The organism is Bacteroides sp. D20, assembly GCF_003436255.1.
Lineage (GTDB): Bacteria > Bacteroidota > Bacteroidia > Bacteroidales > Bacteroidaceae > Bacteroides > Bacteroides uniformis.
The window spans coordinates 1-20,151 of the sequence record NZ_QSOO01000013.1; the positions used below are offsets into that span (position 1 = coordinate 1).

21 protein-coding genes and 1 tRNA gene are annotated in these 20,151 nt (G+C 46.2%); 6 read left to right on the forward strand and 16 right to left on the reverse strand.

The features are described from left to right. Positions 1-66: 66 nt before the first annotated feature. Positions 67-555, forward strand: coding sequence for a dihydrofolate reductase (locus DXD78_RS13645; RefSeq protein ID WP_008664019.1), 489 nt, complete (start codon positions 67-69; stop codon positions 553-555). Positions 556-557: 2 nt separating this feature from the next. Here the strand turns inward: DXD78_RS13645 and DXD78_RS13650 are convergent, their stop codons facing one another. After that, on the reverse strand, positions 558-1,034 hold the full coding sequence (locus DXD78_RS13650) for an Lrp/AsnC family transcriptional regulator (protein WP_005827104.1): 477 nt from the start codon (positions 1,032-1,034) through the stop codon (positions 558-560). 239 nt (positions 1,035-1,273) lie between these two features. Between DXD78_RS13650 and DXD78_RS13655 the strand changes: the two genes are divergently transcribed. After that, positions 1,274-2,551 carry an IgA Peptidase M64 gene (locus tag DXD78_RS13655; RefSeq protein ID WP_117589113.1) on the forward strand — a complete coding sequence of 426 codons (1,278 nt, stop codon included), beginning with the start codon at positions 1,274-1,276 and terminating at the stop codon, positions 2,549-2,551. 24 nt (positions 2,552-2,575) lie between these two features. After that, on the forward strand, positions 2,576-3,112 hold the full coding sequence (locus DXD78_RS13660) for a GNAT family N-acetyltransferase (RefSeq protein WP_005827111.1): 537 nt from the start codon (positions 2,576-2,578) through the stop codon (positions 3,110-3,112). A gap of 75 nt (positions 3,113-3,187) precedes the next feature. On the opposite strand, the gene DXD78_RS13665 is transcribed toward DXD78_RS13660, so the two are convergent. From DXD78_RS13665 to DXD78_RS13705, 9 genes are all read right to left on the reverse strand, one after another. Beyond that, positions 3,188-3,652: a biopolymer transporter ExbD gene (locus DXD78_RS13665; protein WP_005827114.1), complete on the reverse strand. Its 465-nt coding sequence runs from the start codon at positions 3,650-3,652 to the stop codon at positions 3,188-3,190. Beyond that, the gene (locus DXD78_RS13670; protein ID WP_005827116.1) at positions 3,652-4,242 is read right to left on the reverse strand and encodes a biopolymer transporter ExbD; all 591 of its coding nucleotides are present in this window, start codon (positions 4,240-4,242) and stop codon (positions 3,652-3,654) included. Before DXD78_RS13670 ends, DXD78_RS13665 begins: the two co-directional genes overlap by 1 nt. 36 nt (positions 4,243-4,278) lie before the next feature. Further along, entirely contained in the window at positions 4,279-4,764 is a 486-nt protein-coding gene (locus tag DXD78_RS13675) for a hypothetical protein (RefSeq protein WP_005827118.1), read from the reverse strand. A gap of 5 nt (positions 4,765-4,769) precedes the next feature. After that, positions 4,770-5,573, reverse strand: a complete 804-nt coding sequence (locus tag DXD78_RS13680) for a MotA/TolQ/ExbB proton channel family protein (protein WP_009037966.1) — start codon at positions 5,571-5,573, stop codon at positions 4,770-4,772. Positions 5,574-5,650: 77 nt separating this feature from the next. Further along, positions 5,651-5,738 (reverse strand) — tRNA-Ser (locus tag DXD78_RS13685). A 162-nt stretch (positions 5,739-5,900) separates the two neighbouring features. Beyond that, entirely contained in the window at positions 5,901-6,680 is a 780-nt protein-coding gene (locus tag DXD78_RS13690; RefSeq protein ID WP_009037964.1) for a TatD family hydrolase, read from the reverse strand. A gap of 8 nt (positions 6,681-6,688) precedes the next feature. Beyond that, positions 6,689-7,390, reverse strand: a complete 702-nt coding sequence (locus DXD78_RS13695) for a hypothetical protein (protein ID WP_005827126.1) — start codon at positions 7,388-7,390, stop codon at positions 6,689-6,691. Positions 7,391-7,408: 18 nt separating this feature from the next. Next, complete coding sequence (locus DXD78_RS13700) at positions 7,409-8,383, reverse strand: polyprenyl synthetase family protein (protein WP_117652790.1); 975 nt, start codon at positions 8,381-8,383, stop codon at positions 7,409-7,411. Between the two features lie 80 nt (positions 8,384-8,463). Further along, on the reverse strand, positions 8,464-9,150 hold the full coding sequence (locus DXD78_RS13705) for an energy transducer TonB (RefSeq protein ID WP_005827130.1): 687 nt from the start codon (positions 9,148-9,150) through the stop codon (positions 8,464-8,466). A 262-nt stretch (positions 9,151-9,412) separates the two neighbouring features. Between DXD78_RS13705 and cmk the strand changes: the two genes are divergently transcribed. The 3 genes from cmk (at position 9,413) to pfkA (ending at position 12,102) form a co-directional block, all read left to right on the forward strand. Further along, a complete protein-coding gene (cmk, locus tag DXD78_RS13710) occupies positions 9,413-10,108 on the forward strand; it encodes a (d)CMP kinase (protein ID WP_034525522.1) in 696 nt (231 codons plus the stop codon). A gap of 7 nt (positions 10,109-10,115) precedes the next feature. Continuing rightward, positions 10,116-10,982: a 4-hydroxy-3-methylbut-2-enyl diphosphate reductase gene (locus DXD78_RS13715; RefSeq protein ID WP_005827134.1), complete on the forward strand. Its 867-nt coding sequence runs from the start codon at positions 10,116-10,118 to the stop codon at positions 10,980-10,982. A gap of 139 nt (positions 10,983-11,121) precedes the next feature. Continuing rightward, the gene (gene pfkA / locus DXD78_RS13720) at positions 11,122-12,102 is read left to right on the forward strand and encodes a 6-phosphofructokinase (protein ID WP_005827137.1); all 981 of its coding nucleotides are present in this window, start codon (positions 11,122-11,124) and stop codon (positions 12,100-12,102) included. A gap of 60 nt (positions 12,103-12,162) precedes the next feature. Here the strand turns inward: pfkA and DXD78_RS13725 are convergent, their stop codons facing one another. The 6 genes from DXD78_RS13725 to DXD78_RS13750 all read right to left on the reverse strand — a co-directional run bounded on the left by DXD78_RS13725 (position 12,163) and on the right by DXD78_RS13750 (position 20,115). Then, entirely contained in the window at positions 12,163-13,002 is an 840-nt protein-coding gene (locus tag DXD78_RS13725) for an SDR family oxidoreductase (RefSeq protein WP_005827139.1), read from the reverse strand. A 36-nt stretch (positions 13,003-13,038) separates the two neighbouring features. Then, positions 13,039-14,262 carry an NADH:flavin oxidoreductase gene (locus DXD78_RS13730; RefSeq protein WP_008664036.1) on the reverse strand — a complete coding sequence of 408 codons (1,224 nt, stop codon included), beginning with the start codon at positions 14,260-14,262 and terminating at the stop codon, positions 13,039-13,041. 72 nt (positions 14,263-14,334) lie between these two features. Continuing rightward, positions 14,335-15,105, reverse strand: a complete 771-nt coding sequence (locus DXD78_RS13735) for a DUF1295 domain-containing protein (protein WP_005827144.1) — start codon at positions 15,103-15,105, stop codon at positions 14,335-14,337. A gap of 246 nt (positions 15,106-15,351) precedes the next feature. Then, positions 15,352-16,695 carry a citrate/2-methylcitrate synthase gene (locus DXD78_RS13740; protein ID WP_009037962.1) on the reverse strand — a complete coding sequence of 448 codons (1,344 nt, stop codon included), beginning with the start codon at positions 16,693-16,695 and terminating at the stop codon, positions 15,352-15,354. 12 nt (positions 16,696-16,707) lie between these two features. After that, entirely contained in the window at positions 16,708-17,868 is a 1,161-nt protein-coding gene (icd, locus tag DXD78_RS13745) for an NADP-dependent isocitrate dehydrogenase (protein WP_005827150.1), read from the reverse strand. 3 nt (positions 17,869-17,871) lie between these two features. Then, positions 17,872-20,115, reverse strand: a complete 2,244-nt coding sequence (locus tag DXD78_RS13750; protein WP_008664041.1) for an aconitate hydratase — start codon at positions 20,113-20,115, stop codon at positions 17,872-17,874. Positions 20,116-20,151 lie beyond the last annotated feature (36 nt).

The window sequence follows — 20,151 nt, forward strand, 5'->3', positions numbered from 1 at the left end:
GTTGCTCAGGTACTTAAAAAAAATATTTTATAATAGTGTTGCGGAATTAAGGAATTTTACACACATATGATTAGTATTATTGCTGCAGTAGACAGAAAGAGAGGTATCGGTTATCAGAACCGGTTGTTATTCTGGCTTCCCAATGATTTGAAGCGTTTCAAAGCCCTCACCACGGGAAATACCATCATCATGGGCCGAAAGACCTTTGAATCTCTCCCCAAAGGCGCGCTTCCCAACCGCCGCAACGTTGTTCTGTCCACTCAAAAAGATTTGATCTGTCCCGGTACAGAAGTTTTTCCCTCATTGGAAGAAGCACTAAGCAGTTGCCAGCCCGACGAACACGTCTACATCATCGGCGGTGCAAGCGTTTATCGCCAGGCACTCCCCTTTGCAGATACCCTCTGCCTGACCGAAGTGGATGCAGAAGCCCCTCAGGTGGACGCCTACTTTCCCGAAGTCGCTCCGACTGTATGGCAAGAAAAAAGCAGGGAGTCCCATCCCGCAGATGAGAAGCATCCCTGCCCTTATGCATTCGTCGATTATATCCACCGGTAAAATTAATCTTCCTCTTCTTCTACCGTTATAGGCATCTGCCGCTTGATGGCTTCGTGGAAAGAAATCAAGGTTTCCGTACGCGCCAGTCCCAGCGGCTGCAACTTATCATGTATGATGCTCAGCAAATGATGGTTGTTGCGGGCATAAAGCTTTATGAACATATCATACTTGCCCGTTGTAAAATGGCATTCCACAATCTCGGGAATAGCTTCCAATGCTCTCGTTACAGCATCAAAAGAAGCAGGATCCTTTAGATAGATACCGATATAGGCGCATGTTTCATATCCTATCTTCTCCGGATCAATCACATATTCAGAACCTTTCAATATACCTAAGTTTGTCAGCTTTTGAATGCGCTGATGAATGGCTGCTCCCGATACATTACAAGCTCTGGCCACTTCAAGAAAAGGAATGCGTGCATTATCGGCTATAAGTTTTAAAATCTGTTCGTCTAAAGTATCCAATTGATGATGTCCCATTTCAAATTCTAATGATTAATAAATTACTATATCTCCCGCATATCTATACGGCAACATGCAAAGTTAGCTATTTTTTCGCCAATAAAAATACGGTTTATAACTTTTCTTGCAAAAAAAAGAATAATACCGCATATCAGGCATTTCAAAGTGCATATGCAAAATTCCATCTCGCATGACCGGAAAATTGCAGATGAGCTTTAAAGATATTATCTTTGTAGTAGCAATAATAATGAACCGTTATGAAAAAGTATTCCTTATTCCTATTATGCCTGATGGCAGCAATATCCTTGCATGCCCAAAGTTTTGCCGATTATTTTGCAGATAAAACCCTGCGTGTCGACTATATCTTTACCGGAAATGCAGCCAAACAAGAGATATGCCTGGACGGATTGTCTTGTCTCCCCTCTTGGGCAGGAAGGAAGCATCATTTACCTGAGTTGCCCCTGCAAGGAAACGGACAAATCATTATGCGAGATGCAGCCAATGGCAGCGTAATCTACAAAACATCCTTTTCTTCGCTCTTCCAGGAGTGGCTGGAAACGGATGAAGCCAAAGCGGTGACCAAAGGATTCGAAAACACCTTTCTCCTTCCCTATCCCCTCCGTCCTGCAGAAATAGAAATAACACTTCTCGACCCGCGTAGAAATGTACGGGCAAGCATGAAACATACGGTCAGTCCCGACGACATCCTGATACATCAGAAAGGTACTGCCCACATCACACCACATAAATATCTGCTGCAAAGCGGCAATACGGCCAAATGCATCGACGTAGCCATCCTTGCAGAAGGATATACTCCCGAAGAGATGCCGGTATTCTACGAAGACGCAGCCATTGCCTGCGAAAGTCTGTTTGCCCACGAACCCTTCCGGTCCATGAAAAAGCACTTCAACATTGTAGCAGTGGCTAGCCCCTCCGAAGACAGCGGAGTAAGCGTACCACGCCTCGGAGAATGGAAACGGACAGCATTCAGCTCTCATTTCAGCACATTCTATTCAGACCGGTATCTGACCACCTCCCGTGTCAAATCCATACACGATGCGCTGGCGGGAATACCGTATGAACACATCATCATCCTTGCCAATACGGAAGAATACGGCGGCGGTGGAATCTATAATTCCTATACCCTTACTACCGCCCACCATCCAATGTTCCGCCCCGTTGTGGTACATGAGTTCGGGCATAGCTTTGGCGGACTGGCCGATGAATACTTCTACGACAATGACGTGATGACAGATACCTATCCACTAGATGTGGAACCCTGGGAACAGAACATCAGCACAAGAATCGATTTCATTTCCAAATGGGAAGATATGCTTGCTCAAGGAACTCCCGTTCCTACTCCCTCTTCTGAAAGTGGAACATATCCCGTAGGTGTATATGAAGGAGCTGGCTATTCTGCCAAAGGCATTTACCGTCCGGCAGACAATTGCCGCATGCGCACCAATGAATACCCTACTTTCTGCCCGGTCTGCCAACGGGCCATCCGCCGCGTCATTGAATTTTATACTGAATAAAAACAAACTAAACTAAAAGAACTTATGATCAGACTTCAACGTATTACAACAGCTGACACAGACTTGTACAGCTACATGGAGAAATTAATGACCCAATCGTTCCCTTCAGAGGAGTACCGGGAACTGGAGGAATTGCGCAAGTATACAGATACCAAAACGCACTTCTATAACAATATCATCTTCCATAACAACACCCCGGTAGGTCTCATCACTTACTGGGATTTCGGACATTTTTACTATATAGAGCATTTTGCCATTGACCCCGCACAGCGTAACGGCGGATATGGAAAGAGCGTACTAAACCATTTATGCCAACTCTTAAAACATCCCATCGTCTTGGAAGTGGAAATACCCGAAGAAGAAATGGCTAAACGCCGCATTAACTTCTATCAACGGCAAGGATTCTCCTTATGGGAAAAGCCCTACCAACAACCACCCTATAAAACAGGCGACAACTACCTGCCTATGCTCATCATGGCCTATGGAGATATAGAATGTGGAAAGGATTTTGACTCTGTAAAGGAACACATCTACCGCGAAGTATATAATGTGAAATCTTAAAAACCCAATATACTTAAAACAATAAAGGTCGTTTCAACAAATGAAACGACCTTTATTATATCATTAAACTAACTTTTACTGACGCGGTTGCGCAGAATAGTTAATCTTCAAAGCATAAGCCTTACGAAGCGCTTCTTTGATATCTGTTACGATACCCATTTTCGTATCTTGGTCAACTTTCAAAGACACTGTCATCTGCGGCTGATCTTCTTCTTTCATACTGGCACGTTCACCAATAATGTAATCTTGAATTTCAGCAACTTCAGCATAGCTGTCGTTCAACTGGATACGGCTCTCATTACCTAACTTCTTACGAAATTCGGCAGTAGGTTTTCCTACATAGATAAACGTAACCAAAGACTTCTTTTCAAGTTTCTCCAATTCTGTAGCTTGCGGAACCTTAAACTCAACCTTCAATGTTACCTCACGCATCGTTGTTACAATCATGAAGAAGAACAACAAGGTGAAGATAAGGTCAGGCAGAGAAGAAGTGTTCAACGCCGGCATTCCACGTTTACCAGTCTTATTAAATTTTCCCATTACTTCTTTTCTCCGTACTTTTTAGGTTCTGCCTCAGAAATCTTCTGAGAATAAATTTCACGAATTGCATCTTGTTGTTCTTGATCCAACTCCATATAATTCTTCTGCCACTTTTCCTGAGCCAATTCATCACGCAACTCGTTATAAGCTGCTACCAACTCATTCTGTACAGACATATATGCTTTGTATGAAGAACCACGGTCACAACGCAAAGAAATCACATGGCCTTCCGTCACTTGTACTGTACCGAAGAAAGGAACATTCTTAGAAATCTTTTCCGGTTTTGTATCTTCGTTATACGGATTGGCAATAAATTCTTTTGCTTTTGCACGCAATTGGTCAACAGTAATATAATCATTCCCGCACATTAACTGGTCCTGCATGTTCAAGAAGACTTGCAATACGTTGCGTTCCTTCTTCTTTGCATCGTCCAACTTCTGGTCCTTTTCCGGTGGAGGCGGCAAACGTCTTGCCAAACCACGGTCGGTATCCATAGATGTTGTAATCAAGAAGAAAATCAGCAACAAGAAAGCGATGTCCGCAGTAGAACTTGAGTTAATTTCAGGAACTTCTCTTTTCTTTTTAGCCATTGTAATTATATCTTTAAATTGAGTTACCTCAATTGATTATGATAATTTTTTCTTAATGCTACTAAAAATGATTGCCAAGACTGTACCAGCAAACAAGATATAGATAGAATAAAGGAACATGTCAGTAAGCTTCAACCAGAAAGGTACGTTCTCAGTTCCGCTATAACCCGGAATAACAAGTGGTTCTTCACTACCCATAGTCCAAGAAATAACAACAACTGCAACCAATATAACCAAACCAATCAAAGATTTCAACGCTGCTCCCGGATTGTCTTTCAGTGCAGCTCCAAATTGGAACAAAACACCAACCACGGTAGCAATAATAGCTACAAAGAACAGAATGTACATCAAATAAATCAATGCGTCTGTATGAGCCGGTTGCCACATTTCTGCGTCAACGCTTGCCAACACTGCATCGCCCTGAGCATCTCCACCGAAGAAGAACATGCCCAACACTACCAAGATGATAGCGAACATGACATACAGTGCATAGTATGATACTTTATATGATAACTTAGCCATCTTAATTATTTTTTGTATTTCAAGTCATATTTGATAACCATATCCAACAGAGAGATAGAAGAATCTTCCATTTCGCTGGTCAAAGCTTCAATCTTAGCCAGGATGTAGTTATAGAATACCTGCAGAATCAAGGCAACGATCAAACCGAAGATAGTTGTAATCAAGGCAACCTTCATACCACCTGCTACAACCGTCGGAGAGATATCACCTACCTGCTGGATCTTATCAAATGCCTGCACCATACCGATTACAGTACCCAAGAATCCCAAAGACGGAGCCATAGCGATGAACAGTGTAATCCAAGAGCAACCTTTTTCCAGGTAACCAGCTTGTACACCACCGTAAGAAACTACTGACTTTTCTACTACGTCGATACCTTGGTCAATTCTCATCAGACCTTGATAGTAGATAGAAGCGATAGGACCTCTAGTGTTACGTGCGATGTCTTTAGCAGCTTCAACGTCACCTTTTTCCAAAGCAGCTTCAATAGCAGCCAAGAATTTCTTTGTGTTGATTTCAGCCAAGCTCAAATAAATGATACGTTCAATACAAAATGCAAGACCGATAACCAATGCGATAGCTACCAAACTCATGAAAGATGCAGTACCTTCAATAAACTTAGTTTTGAGTTCTTTGTGGATACCACCTTCTGCAGCTTCCATTGCGGCAGGAGCAGCAGCGTCAGCAGCAGGTGCTACAGCTGCTTGTTCAGTTTGTTCAGCTGCAGGAGCATCTTGAGCCTGAGCAAGTTGAGTTGAGCCAAATGTTAAGACTCCCATCACAGCAACAATTGCAAATAACTTTTTCATTGTGTGTCTAATTTTTAAGATTAATTAATTAATTTATTTATTATAATTTGTTGTTTTATCTCCATTTTATCACACTGCGGAGAGACGGGGATTCGAACCCCGGATACCCTTTAGGGGTATACACGCTTTCCAGGCGTGCCTCTTCAACCACTCGAGCATCTCTCCAATAGACGCCTTTTCTGAAATCGGGTGCAAATTACAAAAAAAATGCGAACCACCAGCGTTTTCAGCTACAAATGTATTCTTTTTTTTGTTGTTCTGCCTCATTCTCCCCGTTTTATATTAAATAAAATCTCAAAATTAATAAACTTTAAAATCTTAAAGAACTTATTTGAGCATTCCGAACACTTTTAAAGCGTTATCAGAAGTAACCTGGGCCACCTTTTCAGGAGAGTTCCCATAGATTCCGGCCACCTTTACCAAAGTATCCTTAACATATGCGCTTTCGTTCCTCTTGCCTCGATTGGGAACCGGAGTCAGATAAGGGGAATCGGTTTCCAGCACGATGCGTTCCAAAGGAATATTCTTCAAGACTTCGGGTAAAGTTGATTTCTTGAAAGTCACCACACCATTTATTCCTATCATGAAATCCGCAAATTCCATAATCCTGCAGGCCTCTTCCGAGGTTCCCGTAAAACTATGGAAAATTCCTTTCAAAGGAGTCTGCTGATAGGGTTTCAACACATTATATATATGGTCGAACGCTTCCCTACAATGCAGCACTACCGGCAAACCGTATTCCAAAGCCCACTCAATCTGCTTGTCCAACACCCTTTGCTGCTCTCTAAGAAAAGTCTTATCCCAATACAAGTCCATACCAATCTCGCCAACCGCAACAAATTCATTCGGTGAAGCCAGCTCCCGGGCCACTATTTCCAACTCCTTTTCATAATCCGCATCCACAGAGGTAGGGTGCAATCCAATCATCGGATAGCAATACCCTTTATATTCACGGCACACCCGAAGCATAGGTCCTATGGTGGTACTATCGATATTGGGCATAAAAATATGCGTGACTCCTGCCTCACGGGCACGAGCCATCACTTGAGGCAAATCCTCTGCAAACTCTTCTAAAAAAAGATGGGAATGTGAATCAATCAATCTCATTCTTCAACTTACTCTTTGCGTTTCTCACCGGTACGGTAATAATAGATTATTCCATAATCACGGCATAAATCCAAACGTTTCTCATTGGGAGTGACCTCCTCGAATTTCTTTTCAACCTGGTTCCATATATCCAAAATCAAACCATCCGCCTCTGCACGCATCGAAGCCAAGGTGTCCAAACTGCGGGCTGTCAAAGATTGAAGATTCTTTTGCTTCTCATAACTATCCATGAAAATATCATAATGCACCCTCACTTTTGCAATCGTAGGGTTATAAATGGGAATTCCTCCCTGGGATATACGTTTGTTTTCCCCATCCACGATTTTACGCCCCCACTCTGCCAAGGCAGGCTCTGTCGATAAATCAGGCACATTATTGTTGCTTGTGTCCAAACCGTAATATTCCTTATGAGCAATACGCACTTCAGAACGGATGACAGCTAAATTCAACACCTGGATAAAATGAGAAATATACAGACGGGCAGTCTTTACATTAGCCTGATGCTTACGTCCCGCCCGAGCCTGCCGCTCAAAACAGTCGGCATAATAAGCTTGCGCAGCTTCAAACTTTGTAAGAAAATTCCGCGCATCAGTCAACGCCTTCAAAGATACGGCCAAATCATACACATTACATATATCACCCTTGACGACCACTGCTTTCAGCGCCCGTATTCTCGCTTGATCTGTATTAGGCAATCTTCTATAAGGCATTTTCTCCCGGATTTAAAGTTATACTTCCCGATGCATCAGGTTAGCCATCAGGTTCTTCAATTCCTCTTTCTTTTCATCTGCCACCTTCACCGCCAACAGACTTTCCATTGCGCGTTCACAATACTCTTCCATCTTTTTCTCACACAGTTCCTTGACGCCAATCCGGTTATACAGTTCCGTCACCGCAGCAACTTTCTCCTCCGGGTTGAATGCAACAGCATCCACCCAAGCATTCAAGCGGGTCAACTGCTCCTCATCCGCATGTTCAAAAGCCTTTATCAGCATGTAGGTCTTTTTATTGCACAGAATATCACCTCCAATATTCTTTCCAAAGACGGCAGCATCGCCATAAATATCCAGGAAATCATCTTTCAACTGAAAAGCGACACCCAAGTTCATGCCAAAATCATACAACTGCTCCGCATCTTCAGAAGAAGCCCCTCCCAAAAGAGCGCCAATCTTCAAGCTTGCAGCCAACAATACCGAAGTTTTCAGACGAATCATTTCCAGATACTCCTCTGCCTTCACATCCTTCCGATGTCCAAACTCCATATCCAGCTGCTGTCCTTCACAGATTTCCAGTGCAGTCAGGCTAAATATATCCATCACCTCTTTCAGGTGTTCAACCGGGCATTGAGCCATAAACTGATAAGCTAATACAAGCATTGCATCCCCCGAAAGGATGGCAGCATTGTCATCCCAAACTTTATGTACCGTCTCCTTACCACGGCGACGGTCTGCACGGTCCATCAAGTCGTCATGCAAAAGAGTATAATTATGATACACTTCAATCCCCGTTGCAGGGTTAAAAATACGGGTAATATCCTCCTGATACAGATTGTAGGCCATCAACATCAATACCGGACGGATTCTTTTTCCGCCCATGGACAACACATAGGTAACGGGAGCATATAAACCTTGAGGAGTACGGGTAAACTGCAATTCTGCAATATGAGAATTTATTCTTTCTAAAAGCTCGGAAGCTGTAAACATGGCATTTTCAGAATTTAGGGAATAGCGGATAATGAAAAGAGGCTGCATTCCGGCAGCCTCTCCCACTTATAGATATTTTATTACTGCAATCTAAACATTACAGGCACGGTATACTTAACACGAACGGGTTTACCACGCTGCATACCGGGTTTCCACTTCGGCATGCCCATAATCACGCGGACAGCTTCTTTGTCCAAATACGGGTCAACGCCTCTCAGAACTTTAGCATCTACGATACTACCGTCCTTATTAACCACGAACTGTACAGTTACACGGCCTTGAGTTCCGTTTTCCTGTGCAATAGTAGGATATTTAATATTCTTGCTCAAATACTGCATCAAACCAGCCATACCACCATTCGGGAACTCAGGCATCTGTTCTACCACCTCGAAAATAGTCTGTTCTTCCGGTTCTTCCTCTTCCACTGCTACGGGAACATATTTGATTTCCACTGCCTGGTTCAATTCTTCAGAAGATACAATGGCCGTTTCTTCCACGTCAGCATCGTCTTCAACGATAGTCAACGTCTCTGCAATTGAAGGGGCTTCGGGAGGCGGAGGAGTAACCTGCTCCGGCTGTTCTGTAATAGGGATGATTTCCTCTTCAAAAAATACGTCGGTAATAGCCTGGCTCGTGTCAATCTTGATGTCACGCTTTGTCCACTCGAACGCAACAAACATGAAAGCGAGCACGATTACATAACCGACAAGCAGCCAAGTCGACTTCTTACTCTCCAGGTCTGCCTTAGGTGATTTCTTAATTTCCATAATTTATAATATAATTTTAGTGTTTCTCATTTGGGGCAAATATAGCACTTTTCCCAAGAATGTTCACGCTCTGCTGTTTTTTTTTACACAATAGGCGCTCCATTTTCATTTTTTTAATCCTTCAAAAACCTCCATGTGCTTTTGTGCCACAAATGTAACGAGATATTTTAAAAATACCGTATCTTTGGCAAGAATTTTAAATGAAATATTGAAATTTTCTGTTTTGCAGGTGTTATACCTATATAACTATAGCATAAAAGTCATGAAAAAGATAACAATAGCAATCGACGGTTTTTCCTCTTGCGGGAAAAGCACTATGGCCAAAGACCTCGCCCGCGAAATCGGTTACATATATATAGATAGTGGTGCCATGTATCGGGCAGTAACATTATATAGTATAGAGAATGGTATTTTCCAGGGTGACCGCATAGATGCCGAAAAACTGAAAAGTCTAATAAAGGATATACATATTTCTTTCCGCCTGAACCCCGAAACCGGACGCCCAGATACCTACCTGAACGGAGTAAATGTAGAAAACAAAATCCGTACCATGGAAGTATCTTCACGTGTCAGCCCCATTGCAACATTGGATTTCGTACGCGAAGCTATGGTGGCACAGCAACAAGAGATGGGCAAGGCCAAGGGTATCGTTATGGATGGGCGCGACATCGGCACTACCGTTTTTCCGGATGCCGAGCTGAAAATTTTTGTAACCGCCACCCCCGAGATACGGGCACAACGCCGCTATGACGAACTAAAGGCCAAAGGGGAAGAAGCCAGCTTTGACGAAATTCTGGAAAATGTGAAACAACGGGACTATATTGACCAAAACCGGGATGTAAGTCCGCTGCGCAAAGCTTCTGACGCTTTATTGTTGGACAACAGCCACCTGAGCATTTCCCAACAAAAGGAATGGCTGGCGGAACAATTCGAACGGGTTATAAAGGAGAAGAACTGAACCGGATATGGCAAAAGTAGAAATAGACGAAGGCTCCGGCTTCTGTTTCGGAGTTGTCACCGCAATAAACAAGGCAGAAGAGGAACTGGCGAAAGGAGGAACCCTCTATTGTCTGGGAGACATCGTGCACAACAGCCGTGAAGTGGAACGCCTGAAGGCAATGGGGCTGATTACCATCAACCATGAGGAATTCAACCACCTCCACAACGCCAAAGTGCTGCTGCGTGCTCATGGAGAGCCCCCTGAAACTTATGACATTGCCCGCCGCAACAATATAGAAATCATTGACGCAACCTGCCCGGTCGTACTCCGCCTGCAAAAGAAGATTAAGCAAGAGTACGTCCAGGAAGACAACCGCGACAAGCAAATTGTCATCTATGGCAAAAATGGACACGCCGAAGTACTGGGTCTGGTAGGACAAACCACCGGAAAGGCCATCGTCATCGAAAAGCAGGAAGAGGCAAGGAAACTGGATTTCAGCAAAGACATCCGTCTCTACTCCCAGACCACAAAGTCTCTGGACGGATTTCAAAACATTGTGAAATACATAGAGGGACATATCTCACCGAAAGTCACTTTCGAGTCCTATGACACTATCTGCCGACAAGTAGCAAACCGGATACCTAATATCCGGAAATTTGCAGCTTCCCATGATTTAATATTCTTTGTCAGCGGCAAAAAAAGCTCTAACGGCAAGATGCTGTTCAGTGAGTGTAAAAAAGTCAATGCCAATTCACATTTGATAGACAGTGCCGAAGAAATAGATAGTTCTCTGTTAGCCGGTGCCAATTCCATCGGTGTCTGCGGAGCCACTTCCACCCCCAAATGGCTGATGGAAGAAATTTCAGAAGCCATAAAGTCAAAACTTAAATAACAGTTTGTCATCCTTTTGGAACAGCAAATTAACGTAATTTATTAGTCACCGCCTCAGCTTTTTACTATCTTTGCGGCATGAAAAAATAGTCCAAATCTATTTTTCATCATGATTATTAATACTAAACAAAAAGATTGTTATGGGAACAGTTAAGTGCATTGGTATCTTGACATCAGGAGGTGATGCTCCGGGAATGAACGCAGCCATACGTGCCGTGACACGTTCGGCTATTTACAACGGACTTTCAGTTAAAGGTATATATAGAGGTTACAAAGGTCTGGTAACCGGCGAAATCAAAGAATTCAAAAGCCAAAATGTCAGCAACATCATCCAGCTGGGTGGTACAATCCTGAAGACAGCCCGCTGCAAAGAGTTCACGACTCCCGAGGGCCGCCAGATTGCTTACGACAACATGAAGAAAGAAGGCATTGACGCCTTAGTGATTATCGGAGGCGACGGTTCGCTGACCGGTGCTCGTATCTTTGCACAAGAGTTTGACGTGCCTTGTATCGGGCTGCCGGGAACTATCGACAATGACCTTTATGGAACAGATACCACTATCGGCTACGACACCGCGCTGAACACGATCCTGGATGCTGTGGACAAAATCCGTGATACAGCCACTTCCCATGAGCGCTTGTTTTTCGTAGAAGTCATGGGACGCGATGCCGGTTTCCTCGCTCTGAACGGCGCCATCGCCTCCGGAGCAGAAGCAGCCATTATCCCGGAATTCAGTACGGAAGTGGACCAACTGGAAGAATTCATCAAGAACGGTTTCCGGAAATCCAAGAACAGCAGTATCGTACTGGTAGCCGAGAGTGAACTGACCGGCGGTGCAATGCACTATGCAGAGCGTGTAAAGAACGAATACCCCCAATATGACGTACGCGTAACCATCCTCGGTCACTTGCAACGCGGTGGTAGCCCTACGGCACACGACCGTATCCTTGCCAGCCGTCTGGGCGCAGCCGCCATCGACGCCATCATGGAAGGACAGCGCAATGTCATGATAGGCATTGACCACGATGAAGTGGTATACGTTCCCTTCACGAAGGCCATCAAGAATGACAAACCCATCAAGAAAGACCTTGTAAATGTATTGAGAGAACTGTCTATCTAATGACAGACTGTTCAGATACCCCATAAACAGAGAAGGCGACATATGCGCCTTCTCTGTTTTTTACAACCATTTTTTCACTATACTTTCCGTCCTCTCCCACAGTTCTTCCATCTGTACATGCCGGGTGTACTTCTCCGAAAGAGACTTGGGACGGCAACTGGCATTCAATGTCCCCGTACGTTTACCGGCATCCTCATCCAGCAATAAGCCGACAGCCGTTGCAGCTCCCTTACGGGGAGTACGGATAAAAGGCCTGAAAAGTATATCTGTCAGCGGGTCAAACCACATATGCATGGTGATGATATTGGTAGACACAATCCCCGGGTCAGCCGCATTCACAACAATACCTTTGTGTTTGACGCGACTGGCCAAGTCGATGGTGAACAGAGTCAATGCCAGCTTCGTGTTGCTATATATAGGAATGCGCCAAAAGCCACCCTTCCTTCCCCGGAGGAAAAAATCCGGAAAGTCAAGATGACCGATGGCATACGTACAAGATACCATATTCACAATACGGCTCCCCTCTCCCATCAATGGCAGCAGCTTGCGGGTCAGCAGGTAAGGCCCTACATAATTGACACTCACCGTCCGTTCCAGTCCGTCTTCGGTAATGCGGCGTTCCGTTTCCATGGTTCCGGCATTGTTCATCAGCAACGCCAACGGCTCTCCCCGCTTCAACAGATGCTCTGCAAATGCGGCCACTGAAGCCAGAGATGCCAAATCAATGGGAGCAGTCTCAATACGCGGATTACCGGTTTCACGCATCAGCAGTTGCCGCTTGGGTTCGGCAGCTTGGGGGTCACGGCATGCCATGATGACCTGATAGCCGGCAGTTGCCACTGCGCGGGTAATTTCCATGCCCATGCCACCGTCTGCCCCGGTTATAACAGCTAAATTCACTTTAATAATTAAAAATTGAAAATTAAAAACTAAAAATCAGCCTTTCGCTTCGATTTTCTCTATCTCCCTTTTCAGACAAGGTGGAAGCTCCTCCTTCAAATGCTGATGGCATGCCATCTCGATGGAATACATCCGGGCAATGCAATAATTACTATGCCGGCAGTTGCAACGTGCATTCTCTTCGGCACGCATGCGGTTGACAAACCCCGGCTCATTGAGCAGAGCGCGTGCCATTTGCACAGCCTCGAAGCCGTCATCCAGCACCTCATCTATCTTGTCCCTGGAAACCAGGCCACCCACATAAACCAACGGTATCTTCAAGGCGGCACGGAATTTCAAGGCATCTTCCAGGAAATAAGCTTCCTTAAACGGTACGCTCGGTATCATCCATTTGCCTACCATGCGTACACCGTATTTCAACCACCAGCAGGTCATGTAATGCGTCATGCTGCGGATAGGCATTTCGCCCCGCATGACATACATCGGCGCCTTACTGACGAACCCACCGCTCAAGACCAGCGCATGTGCTCCCGACTGCTCCAGCCTCCGGGCCACCTGCATCGTCTCGTCCAGCTCCATCCCTCCACGGAAACCGTCGCGCATGTTCATCTTCACCAGCACAGCCATATCACTGCCGGCAGCCTTCATCACTTCTTCCATCACCATATCCATAAAACGCATACGGTTCTGCAACGAGCCTCCGAACTCGTCTTTCCGATGGTTGGTGGACGGGGACAAGAACTGGCTGATGAGATAGCCATGCCCTGCATGAATCTCTACAGAATCAAATCCGGCCTCCCGTGCCAGATTCACCGAACGTCCATAAGCACGCGCCATCTCCGGCAGCTCATCGGCACGCAGTCCGCGCACAAAGGTAGGAGAGTAAAGATTGAAACCGGAAGATGCGCCGACGGGCATACAACCGCAAATGCTCTTATGGGACATATTGCCACAGTGTCCCAACTGGATGCCTGCCGCAGCCCCCTCCGCATGTATGGCATCAGTCAGCCTACGGAGTCCGGGGATAATCTCAGGACGCATCCACAACTGGCGGTCAAAAGACAAACCGCTCTGAGTAACTGCCGCATAGGCAACAGTAGTCATACCTATACCTCCCGCCGCTACCGACCGATGATAGTCGAGCAACATGTCCGACGGAGCGTTTCCGGGACACATGCTCTCGAAAGCAGCCGAACGGATGGTACGGTTACGCAAGGTCAACGGTCCGAAAGTGACGGGGGTGAATAACTTGGATTCCATCGTTATGAGTTATGAGTTATGAGTTATAAGTTATGAATTATTCATTTTCCATTTTCAACTCTCCATTTTCCATTAATAAAGAAATGGAATGATGCGTTTGCGCTTTCCTACCGCCTCATCACCAAACTCCTCCCGATAACGGCGGTGAATGGCATCGGCACGGGGAACAAGGTTGGCAAACGTCCACCAGACGAACACCCAGGCGGCGGGAGAAGCTGTGAGTATGGCAAACCCCGTCCATTCCACCAGTTCACCGAAGTAATTGGCAGAAGTGACGTATCGGTAAAGCCCTTTTCCGGGAAGATAATGCTTCGTATCACCTGGCCTGCGCAGATGACGTATCACATAGTCGGAATGCAAATTGACGAACATACCTGCAAAAAACAGAATGATTCCCAACAAGGCATGAGGTTTCAGCAAATAGGCCCAGCCATCGGCATACAAGCCTTCGGGAGCGAAATAGAACAAACCGCCCGCCTGCATCATCCCGTTCAAAAGGTTGAAGACGATACCCATCGCCATAATAGCTACCGGCATCCGGCTTTTACCTTTCAGCAGGAACGGAAAAATAAAGGCCCGCTGAAGATAGTGCAACTGAAACAGCAGGAAGAAGAAATATACCGGCACGGCAAATCCCGCTCCACTCTTCCCCCACAACCCAAACATGACGATGAATACCGGCGCTTCCATAAGCACCCACGCCAGTTTATTATTGATGGAGATTCCCCACGAGGCAGTACGGAACATGCCATAACCCGCTTTGACAAAATAGAGTGCAATAAAGACAACCAATGCCACAGCACTCATTACCCACAGAAATATCTGAAAAGTTTCCTGATTCATAGTTCTTTATTTATGCGAAGCAAAGATAAAGAAAACTCACAACAAACAAATCGTTTTCCCCGGATAATTGTTTTTTCATGCAAAAACCAGTGTTTTTTACTGAGAAGATTAAGCAGTAGAGATACGAAAATCTAATCGTTCCATCATGGAGTAAATTTCATTCCACCATGGAGAAAAAACCGTTCCACCATGGTGGAACGATTTTTTCCCCGTGATGGAACGATTTAAAAGATACAAGTCTAATCCTTACCGTTTCTTAATGGGCACATAAGCCACCTCATCCAAAACATTCTTATAGGCAGGACGGATAATACGCTTGCCTTCGAAATTCAATTCTTCATTGCGATGTGCACACCAACCGACAATACGTGCCATGGCAAACAAAGGCGTGAAGATTTCCTGCGGCAGCCCAATCATCTCGTAGACAAAGCCCGAATAGAAATCCACATTACTCGAAACCGTCTTGCCATTATTCTTCACACGGCCAAACACATCAATGGCGCGCTCCTCGAGCAGTTCAAGGAAAGCGAACTCGCGTTCTTTCCCTTTTTCGCGGGCAAGGTCGCGGGCAAGCTCTTTCAGCAGAATGGCGCGCGGGTCGGAAATGGTATAGACGGCATGTCCGATACCATATATCAAGCCGGTCTTGTTATAGGCTTCCTTGTTGAGCATGCGGGTGAAGTAAGTATCAATCTCATCCACATTCGTCCAGTCCTGAATGTTTTCCTGCAGATGGTGGAACATATCGGCAACCTGGATATTGGCACCTCCATGAAGCGGCCCTTTCAAGGAACCGATACCTGCCGCTATCGAAGAGTAAGTATCCGTCCCGGTAGAAGAAGTGACACGTACGGTAAAAGTGGAGTTGTTACCACCACCGTGCTCGGCCTGAAGAACCAGCAGCAGGTCGAGCGTGCGGGCATCCAGCTCCGTGTAGTCCTTCTTCAGCATATAGAGGAAATTCTCGGCAATGGAAAGGTTTTCCTGCGGATGGCGGATATGCAGTGAACGGCCATGGGTGGCATGGCGAAGCATGTTATAGGCATACGCAATGATGGTCGGGAATTTCGAAATAAGCTCAATGCTCTGCCGCATCAGATTATCGCGGGAAGTGTCATCTGCATCAGGGTCAAAACGATACATCTCGAGCACGCTGCGCGCCAGGATGTTCATAATGTTGTTTCCTTCGAGTTCAATGATATTCATCTTGGTCTTCTGCTCCAGCGGCATGTTGTCGTTGATGAGTTCACGGAAAGAAGAGAGTTCTTCCTTGTCGGGCAGGCGACCGGAAAGCAACAAGTAGGCAATTTCCTCAAAACCGAAACGCTTCTCTTTGATGATGGCGTGTGCCAAGTCATCCACATCATAACCGCGGTAGAACAATTTGCCGGGAATAGGCTTCAGCCCTCCACCGGGGATGCGTTCATAGCCGACCACATTGCCTATTTTGGTCAACCCCACCAAGACTCCCGTGCCGTCCTCATTACGCAAACCGCGCTTCACATCAAACTTCCTGAACAGTTCATTCTCAATCCGGGTAGCTTCCTTCAAATCTTCGGAAAGCTTGTAAATCAGATACTCCTTCTTCATAATCGTTTCGTTTTATTCGTTATTCCCATTTTCTATTCTCCTTACAATCTCCCGGGTGAAAGTCGAAGTGGACAGCGAGACGCCACCCGGCATAAAACGTGCCAAGTCGGCAGTAGCACGGGCTTCTGTGAAACTTTCCTCCAAGGCGTTCTCTATAAGAGAGGCTGCTTCCTTCCAACCCAGATATTCAAGCATCATCACAGCGGAAAGGATGATGGAACAGGGATTCACAATGTCTTTCCCGGCAATGTTCGGAGCCGTCCCGTGAGTAGCCTCAAAAATGGCATGCCCCGTTTTATAGTTGATATTCGCACCCGGTGCAATGCCGATGCCGCCTACCATGGCAGCCAGTTGGTCGGACACATAATCACCGTTCAGATTCAACGTGGCAATCACGGAATATTCTTCGGGGATAAGCAACGTGTTCTGCAAGAATGCATCGGCAATGCAGTCCTTGATGACCAGACGCCCTTCTGCCAGCTCTTTACCAAACTCACATTCTGCCAGCTCGTACCCCCACTTCTTGAAACCGCCTTCCGTAAATTTCATGATGTTTCCTTTGTGTACCAAGGTCACGGAAGGCAGATGATGCTCAAGCGCGTATTGGCAGGCGGCACGCACCAAGCGCTCTGTTCCTTCTCTTGAAACGGGCTTCACGCCAAACGAGGAGGTTTCGGGAAAACGGACTTTTGTCACCCCCATGTCATCATGGAGAAAACGATAGAACTTTTCAGCCTCCGGAGTTCCGGCTTCCCATTCGATGCCTGCATAAATATCCTCGGTATTCTCACGGAATACGCACATATCCACCTTCTGCGGCTCTTTGAGTGGAGAAACAATACCCTTATACCAACGTACCGGACGTTGGCAGACATACAAATCAAGCGTCTGACGCAATGCCACGTTCAACGAACGGATACCTCCGCCGACAGGTGTTGTCAAAGGACCTTTGATGCCCACCTTATAAGTGCGGAAGGCTTCCATCGTTTCATCCGGCAGCCAGGAGCCGGTTTCGTGGAAAGCACGTTCTCCTGCCAGCACTTCTTTCCATTCAATGCCACGCCGGTCACCATAGGATTTCCTGACAGCGGCATTCACGACAGCCTGCATGGATGGGGTCACTTCTGCTCCCACTCCATCGCCGGAAATAAAAGGTACAGTAATTTTTTCCATATTCTATCTTGCATTAAGTGCAGAACCGGCCCGGAACCAGGCTATCTGCTGTTCGTTATACGTATGTTGTACTTCAAAACTTTCTTTACTCCCGTCCTCGTGATGAAGAACCACCTTCAACGTACGTCCCGAAGCAAAATCTTTCAACCCCATGACAGAAATCAGGTCGCGTTCCCGAATCTTGTCATAATCGGCCTTATCCGTAAAGGTCAGTGCCAACATGCCTTGTTTCTTTAAATTCGTCTCATGGATACGGGCAAAGCTTTTCGCCAAAATGACGCGTACATTCAAGAAGCGTGGTTCCATGGCAGCATGCTCACGGCTGGACCCTTCACCATAATTCTCTTCGGCAACGACAATGGAAGGGATACCTTCGGCCTTATACAGCTTCGCAGTGCCTGACACTGTTCCATAGGTATTGGTGGAGCGGTTCCAAACCTTGTTCGTCTCTCCATTGAAAGCATTGACAGCCCCCATCAGCATATTGTCCGAAATATTCTCCAAATGTCCCCGGAAACGGAGCCATGGCCCCGCCATAGAGATGTGGTCGGTGGTACATTTCCCTTGCACTTTAATCAATAAGGGCATATTCAGCAAGTCCATGCCATCCCAGGCAGGGAAGGGAGTCAGCAGTTGCAAGCGCTGTGAATGAGGATTGACCGTAATTTCCGTCTGTCCTTTGCCTGGAGCAATGTATCCTTCCTTTCCTCCTATAAACCCGTGTGCCGGCAGTTCTTCACCGACCGGTTCGGACAGTTTCACAACCTCTCCTTTGGCATTGACCAGCGTATCCCTCAACGGGTCGAAACAAAGGTCACCGGCAATGGTCAGCGCCATCGTTATCTCCGGGGAAGCGACGTAAGCAAAAGTGTTGGGATTTCCATCGGCACGTTTGGCAAAATTACGGTTAAAAGAGGTGACGATGGAATTTTTTCGTTCAGGGTCATCAGTATGGCGCTTCCACTGGCCAATACAAGGTCCGCAGGCATTCGCCATTATCGTTGCGCCAATATCTTCGAAAGCGGCAATCATGCCGTCGCGTTCAGCAGTGGCACGTATCTGCTCCGAACCGGGGTTGACAATCAGCGGAGAAGCAACCTTCAAATTCTTTTCCTTTACCTGCCGGGCAAGGGAGGCTGCGCGGCTCAAATCCTGATAGGACGAATTGGTACACGACCCTATCAGGCCGACTTCCATCCGGCGGGGATAGTTATTGGTTATCACTACCTCGGCAAATTTCGATATCGGTGTTGCTGCATCCGGCGTAAAGGGCCCATTGATATACGGTTCCAACAGCGAGAGGTCTATTTCAATGATGCGGTCGTAATATTTTTCCGGATTTGCCAGCACTTCGTCGTCGGCGCGAAGGTCGGCAGCTACGGAAGCAGCCATTTTTGCCACTTCTTCACGTCCGGTAGCCTTCAAATAAGTACCCATGCGCTCATCGTAAGGGAAAAGGGAGGTAGTCGCCCCCACCTCTGCCCCCATATTGCAGATGGTAGCCTTTCCAGTGGCAGACAATGAAGCGGTTCCCGGTCCAAAATATTCAATGATGGCATTGGTTCCCCCTTTTACAGTAAGAATACCCGCCAACTTCAGAATAACATCTTTGGGAGCTACCCAGCCACTCAATTTACCCTTCAAGTGTACGCCTATCAGACGCGGCATTTTCAATTCCCATTCCATGCCAGTCATCACATCCACCGCATCGGCACCACCCACACCAATGGCCACCATGCCCAAACCTCCGGCATTGGGCGTATGAGAGTCCGTGCCTACCATCATTCCACCCGGAAATGCGTAGTTCTCCAATACCACCTGGTGAATAATGCCTGCTCCCGGCTGCCAAAAACCTATGCCATAGCGGGAAGAAACATCACGGAGAAAATTATAGACCTCCTCGTTGGTCTTCGTAGCAGTCGCGATATCTTCTTTTGCACCTTTATATGCTTGAATCAAATGGTCACAGTGCACAGTGGAAGGCACGGCAACCTGCTCACGGCCTGCATTCATAAATTGCAATAAGGCCATTTGGGCCGTTGCATCCTGCATGGCCACACGGTCGGGACGGAAATTCACATAGTCTTCTCCCCGTCTGTAGTTCTTCACTTTATCCCCATCATACAAATGAGCATACAAAATTTTCTCCGCTAAAGTCATCGGACGCTGTAGTACATTCCGTACGCGTTCTATCTTCTCCGAATAAGCGGCATAAAACGTTTTGAGCATCGTTAAATCATATACCATAACCACTATTTTTTAGTTTTTCATTATTGTAAAGAT

Coding starts and splice junctions, on each gene's coding strand:
- DXD78_RS13645 (WP_008664019.1), top strand. CDS start 67: ATGATTAGTATTATTGCTGCAGTAGACAGAAAGAGAGGTATCGGTTAT.
- DXD78_RS13650 (WP_005827104.1), bottom strand. CDS start 1,034: ATGGGACATCATCAATTGGATACTTTAGACGAACAGATTTTAAAACTT.
- DXD78_RS13655 (WP_117589113.1), top strand. CDS start 1,274: ATGAAAAAGTATTCCTTATTCCTATTATGCCTGATGGCAGCAATATCC.
- DXD78_RS13660 (WP_005827111.1), top strand. CDS start 2,576: ATGATCAGACTTCAACGTATTACAACAGCTGACACAGACTTGTACAGC.
- DXD78_RS13665 (WP_005827114.1), bottom strand. CDS start 3,652: ATGGGAAAATTTAATAAGACTGGTAAACGTGGAATGCCGGCGTTGAAC.
- DXD78_RS13670 (WP_005827116.1), bottom strand. CDS start 4,242: ATGGCTAAAAAGAAAAGAGAAGTTCCTGAAATTAACTCAAGTTCTACT.
- DXD78_RS13675 (WP_005827118.1), bottom strand. CDS start 4,764: ATGGCTAAGTTATCATATAAAGTATCATACTATGCACTGTATGTCATG.
- DXD78_RS13680 (WP_009037966.1), bottom strand. CDS start 5,573: ATGAAAAAGTTATTTGCAATTGTTGCTGTGATGGGAGTCTTAACATTT.
- DXD78_RS13690 (WP_009037964.1), bottom strand. CDS start 6,680: ATGAGATTGATTGATTCACATTCCCATCTTTTTTTAGAAGAGTTTGCA.
- DXD78_RS13695 (WP_005827126.1), bottom strand. CDS start 7,390: ATGCCTTATAGAAGATTGCCTAATACAGATCAAGCGAGAATACGGGCG.
- DXD78_RS13700 (WP_117652790.1), bottom strand. CDS start 8,383: ATGTTTACAGCTTCCGAGCTTTTAGAAAGAATAAATTCTCATATTGCA.
- DXD78_RS13705 (WP_005827130.1), bottom strand. CDS start 9,150: ATGGAAATTAAGAAATCACCTAAGGCAGACCTGGAGAGTAAGAAGTCG.
- cmk (WP_034525522.1), top strand. CDS start 9,413: ATGAAAAAGATAACAATAGCAATCGACGGTTTTTCCTCTTGCGGGAAA.
- DXD78_RS13715 (WP_005827134.1), top strand. CDS start 10,116: ATGGCAAAAGTAGAAATAGACGAAGGCTCCGGCTTCTGTTTCGGAGTT.
- pfkA (WP_005827137.1), top strand. CDS start 11,122: ATGGGAACAGTTAAGTGCATTGGTATCTTGACATCAGGAGGTGATGCT.
- DXD78_RS13730 (WP_008664036.1), bottom strand. CDS start 14,262: ATGGAATCCAAGTTATTCACCCCCGTCACTTTCGGACCGTTGACCTTG.
- DXD78_RS13735 (WP_005827144.1), bottom strand. CDS start 15,105: ATGAATCAGGAAACTTTTCAGATATTTCTGTGGGTAATGAGTGCTGTG.
- DXD78_RS13740 (WP_009037962.1), bottom strand. CDS start 16,695: ATGAAGAAGGAGTATCTGATTTACAAGCTTTCCGAAGATTTGAAGGAA.
- icd (WP_005827150.1), bottom strand. CDS start 17,868: ATGGAAAAAATTACTGTACCTTTTATTTCCGGCGATGGAGTGGGAGCA.
- DXD78_RS13750 (WP_008664041.1), bottom strand. CDS start 20,115: ATGGTATATGATTTAACGATGCTCAAAACGTTTTATGCCGCTTATTCG.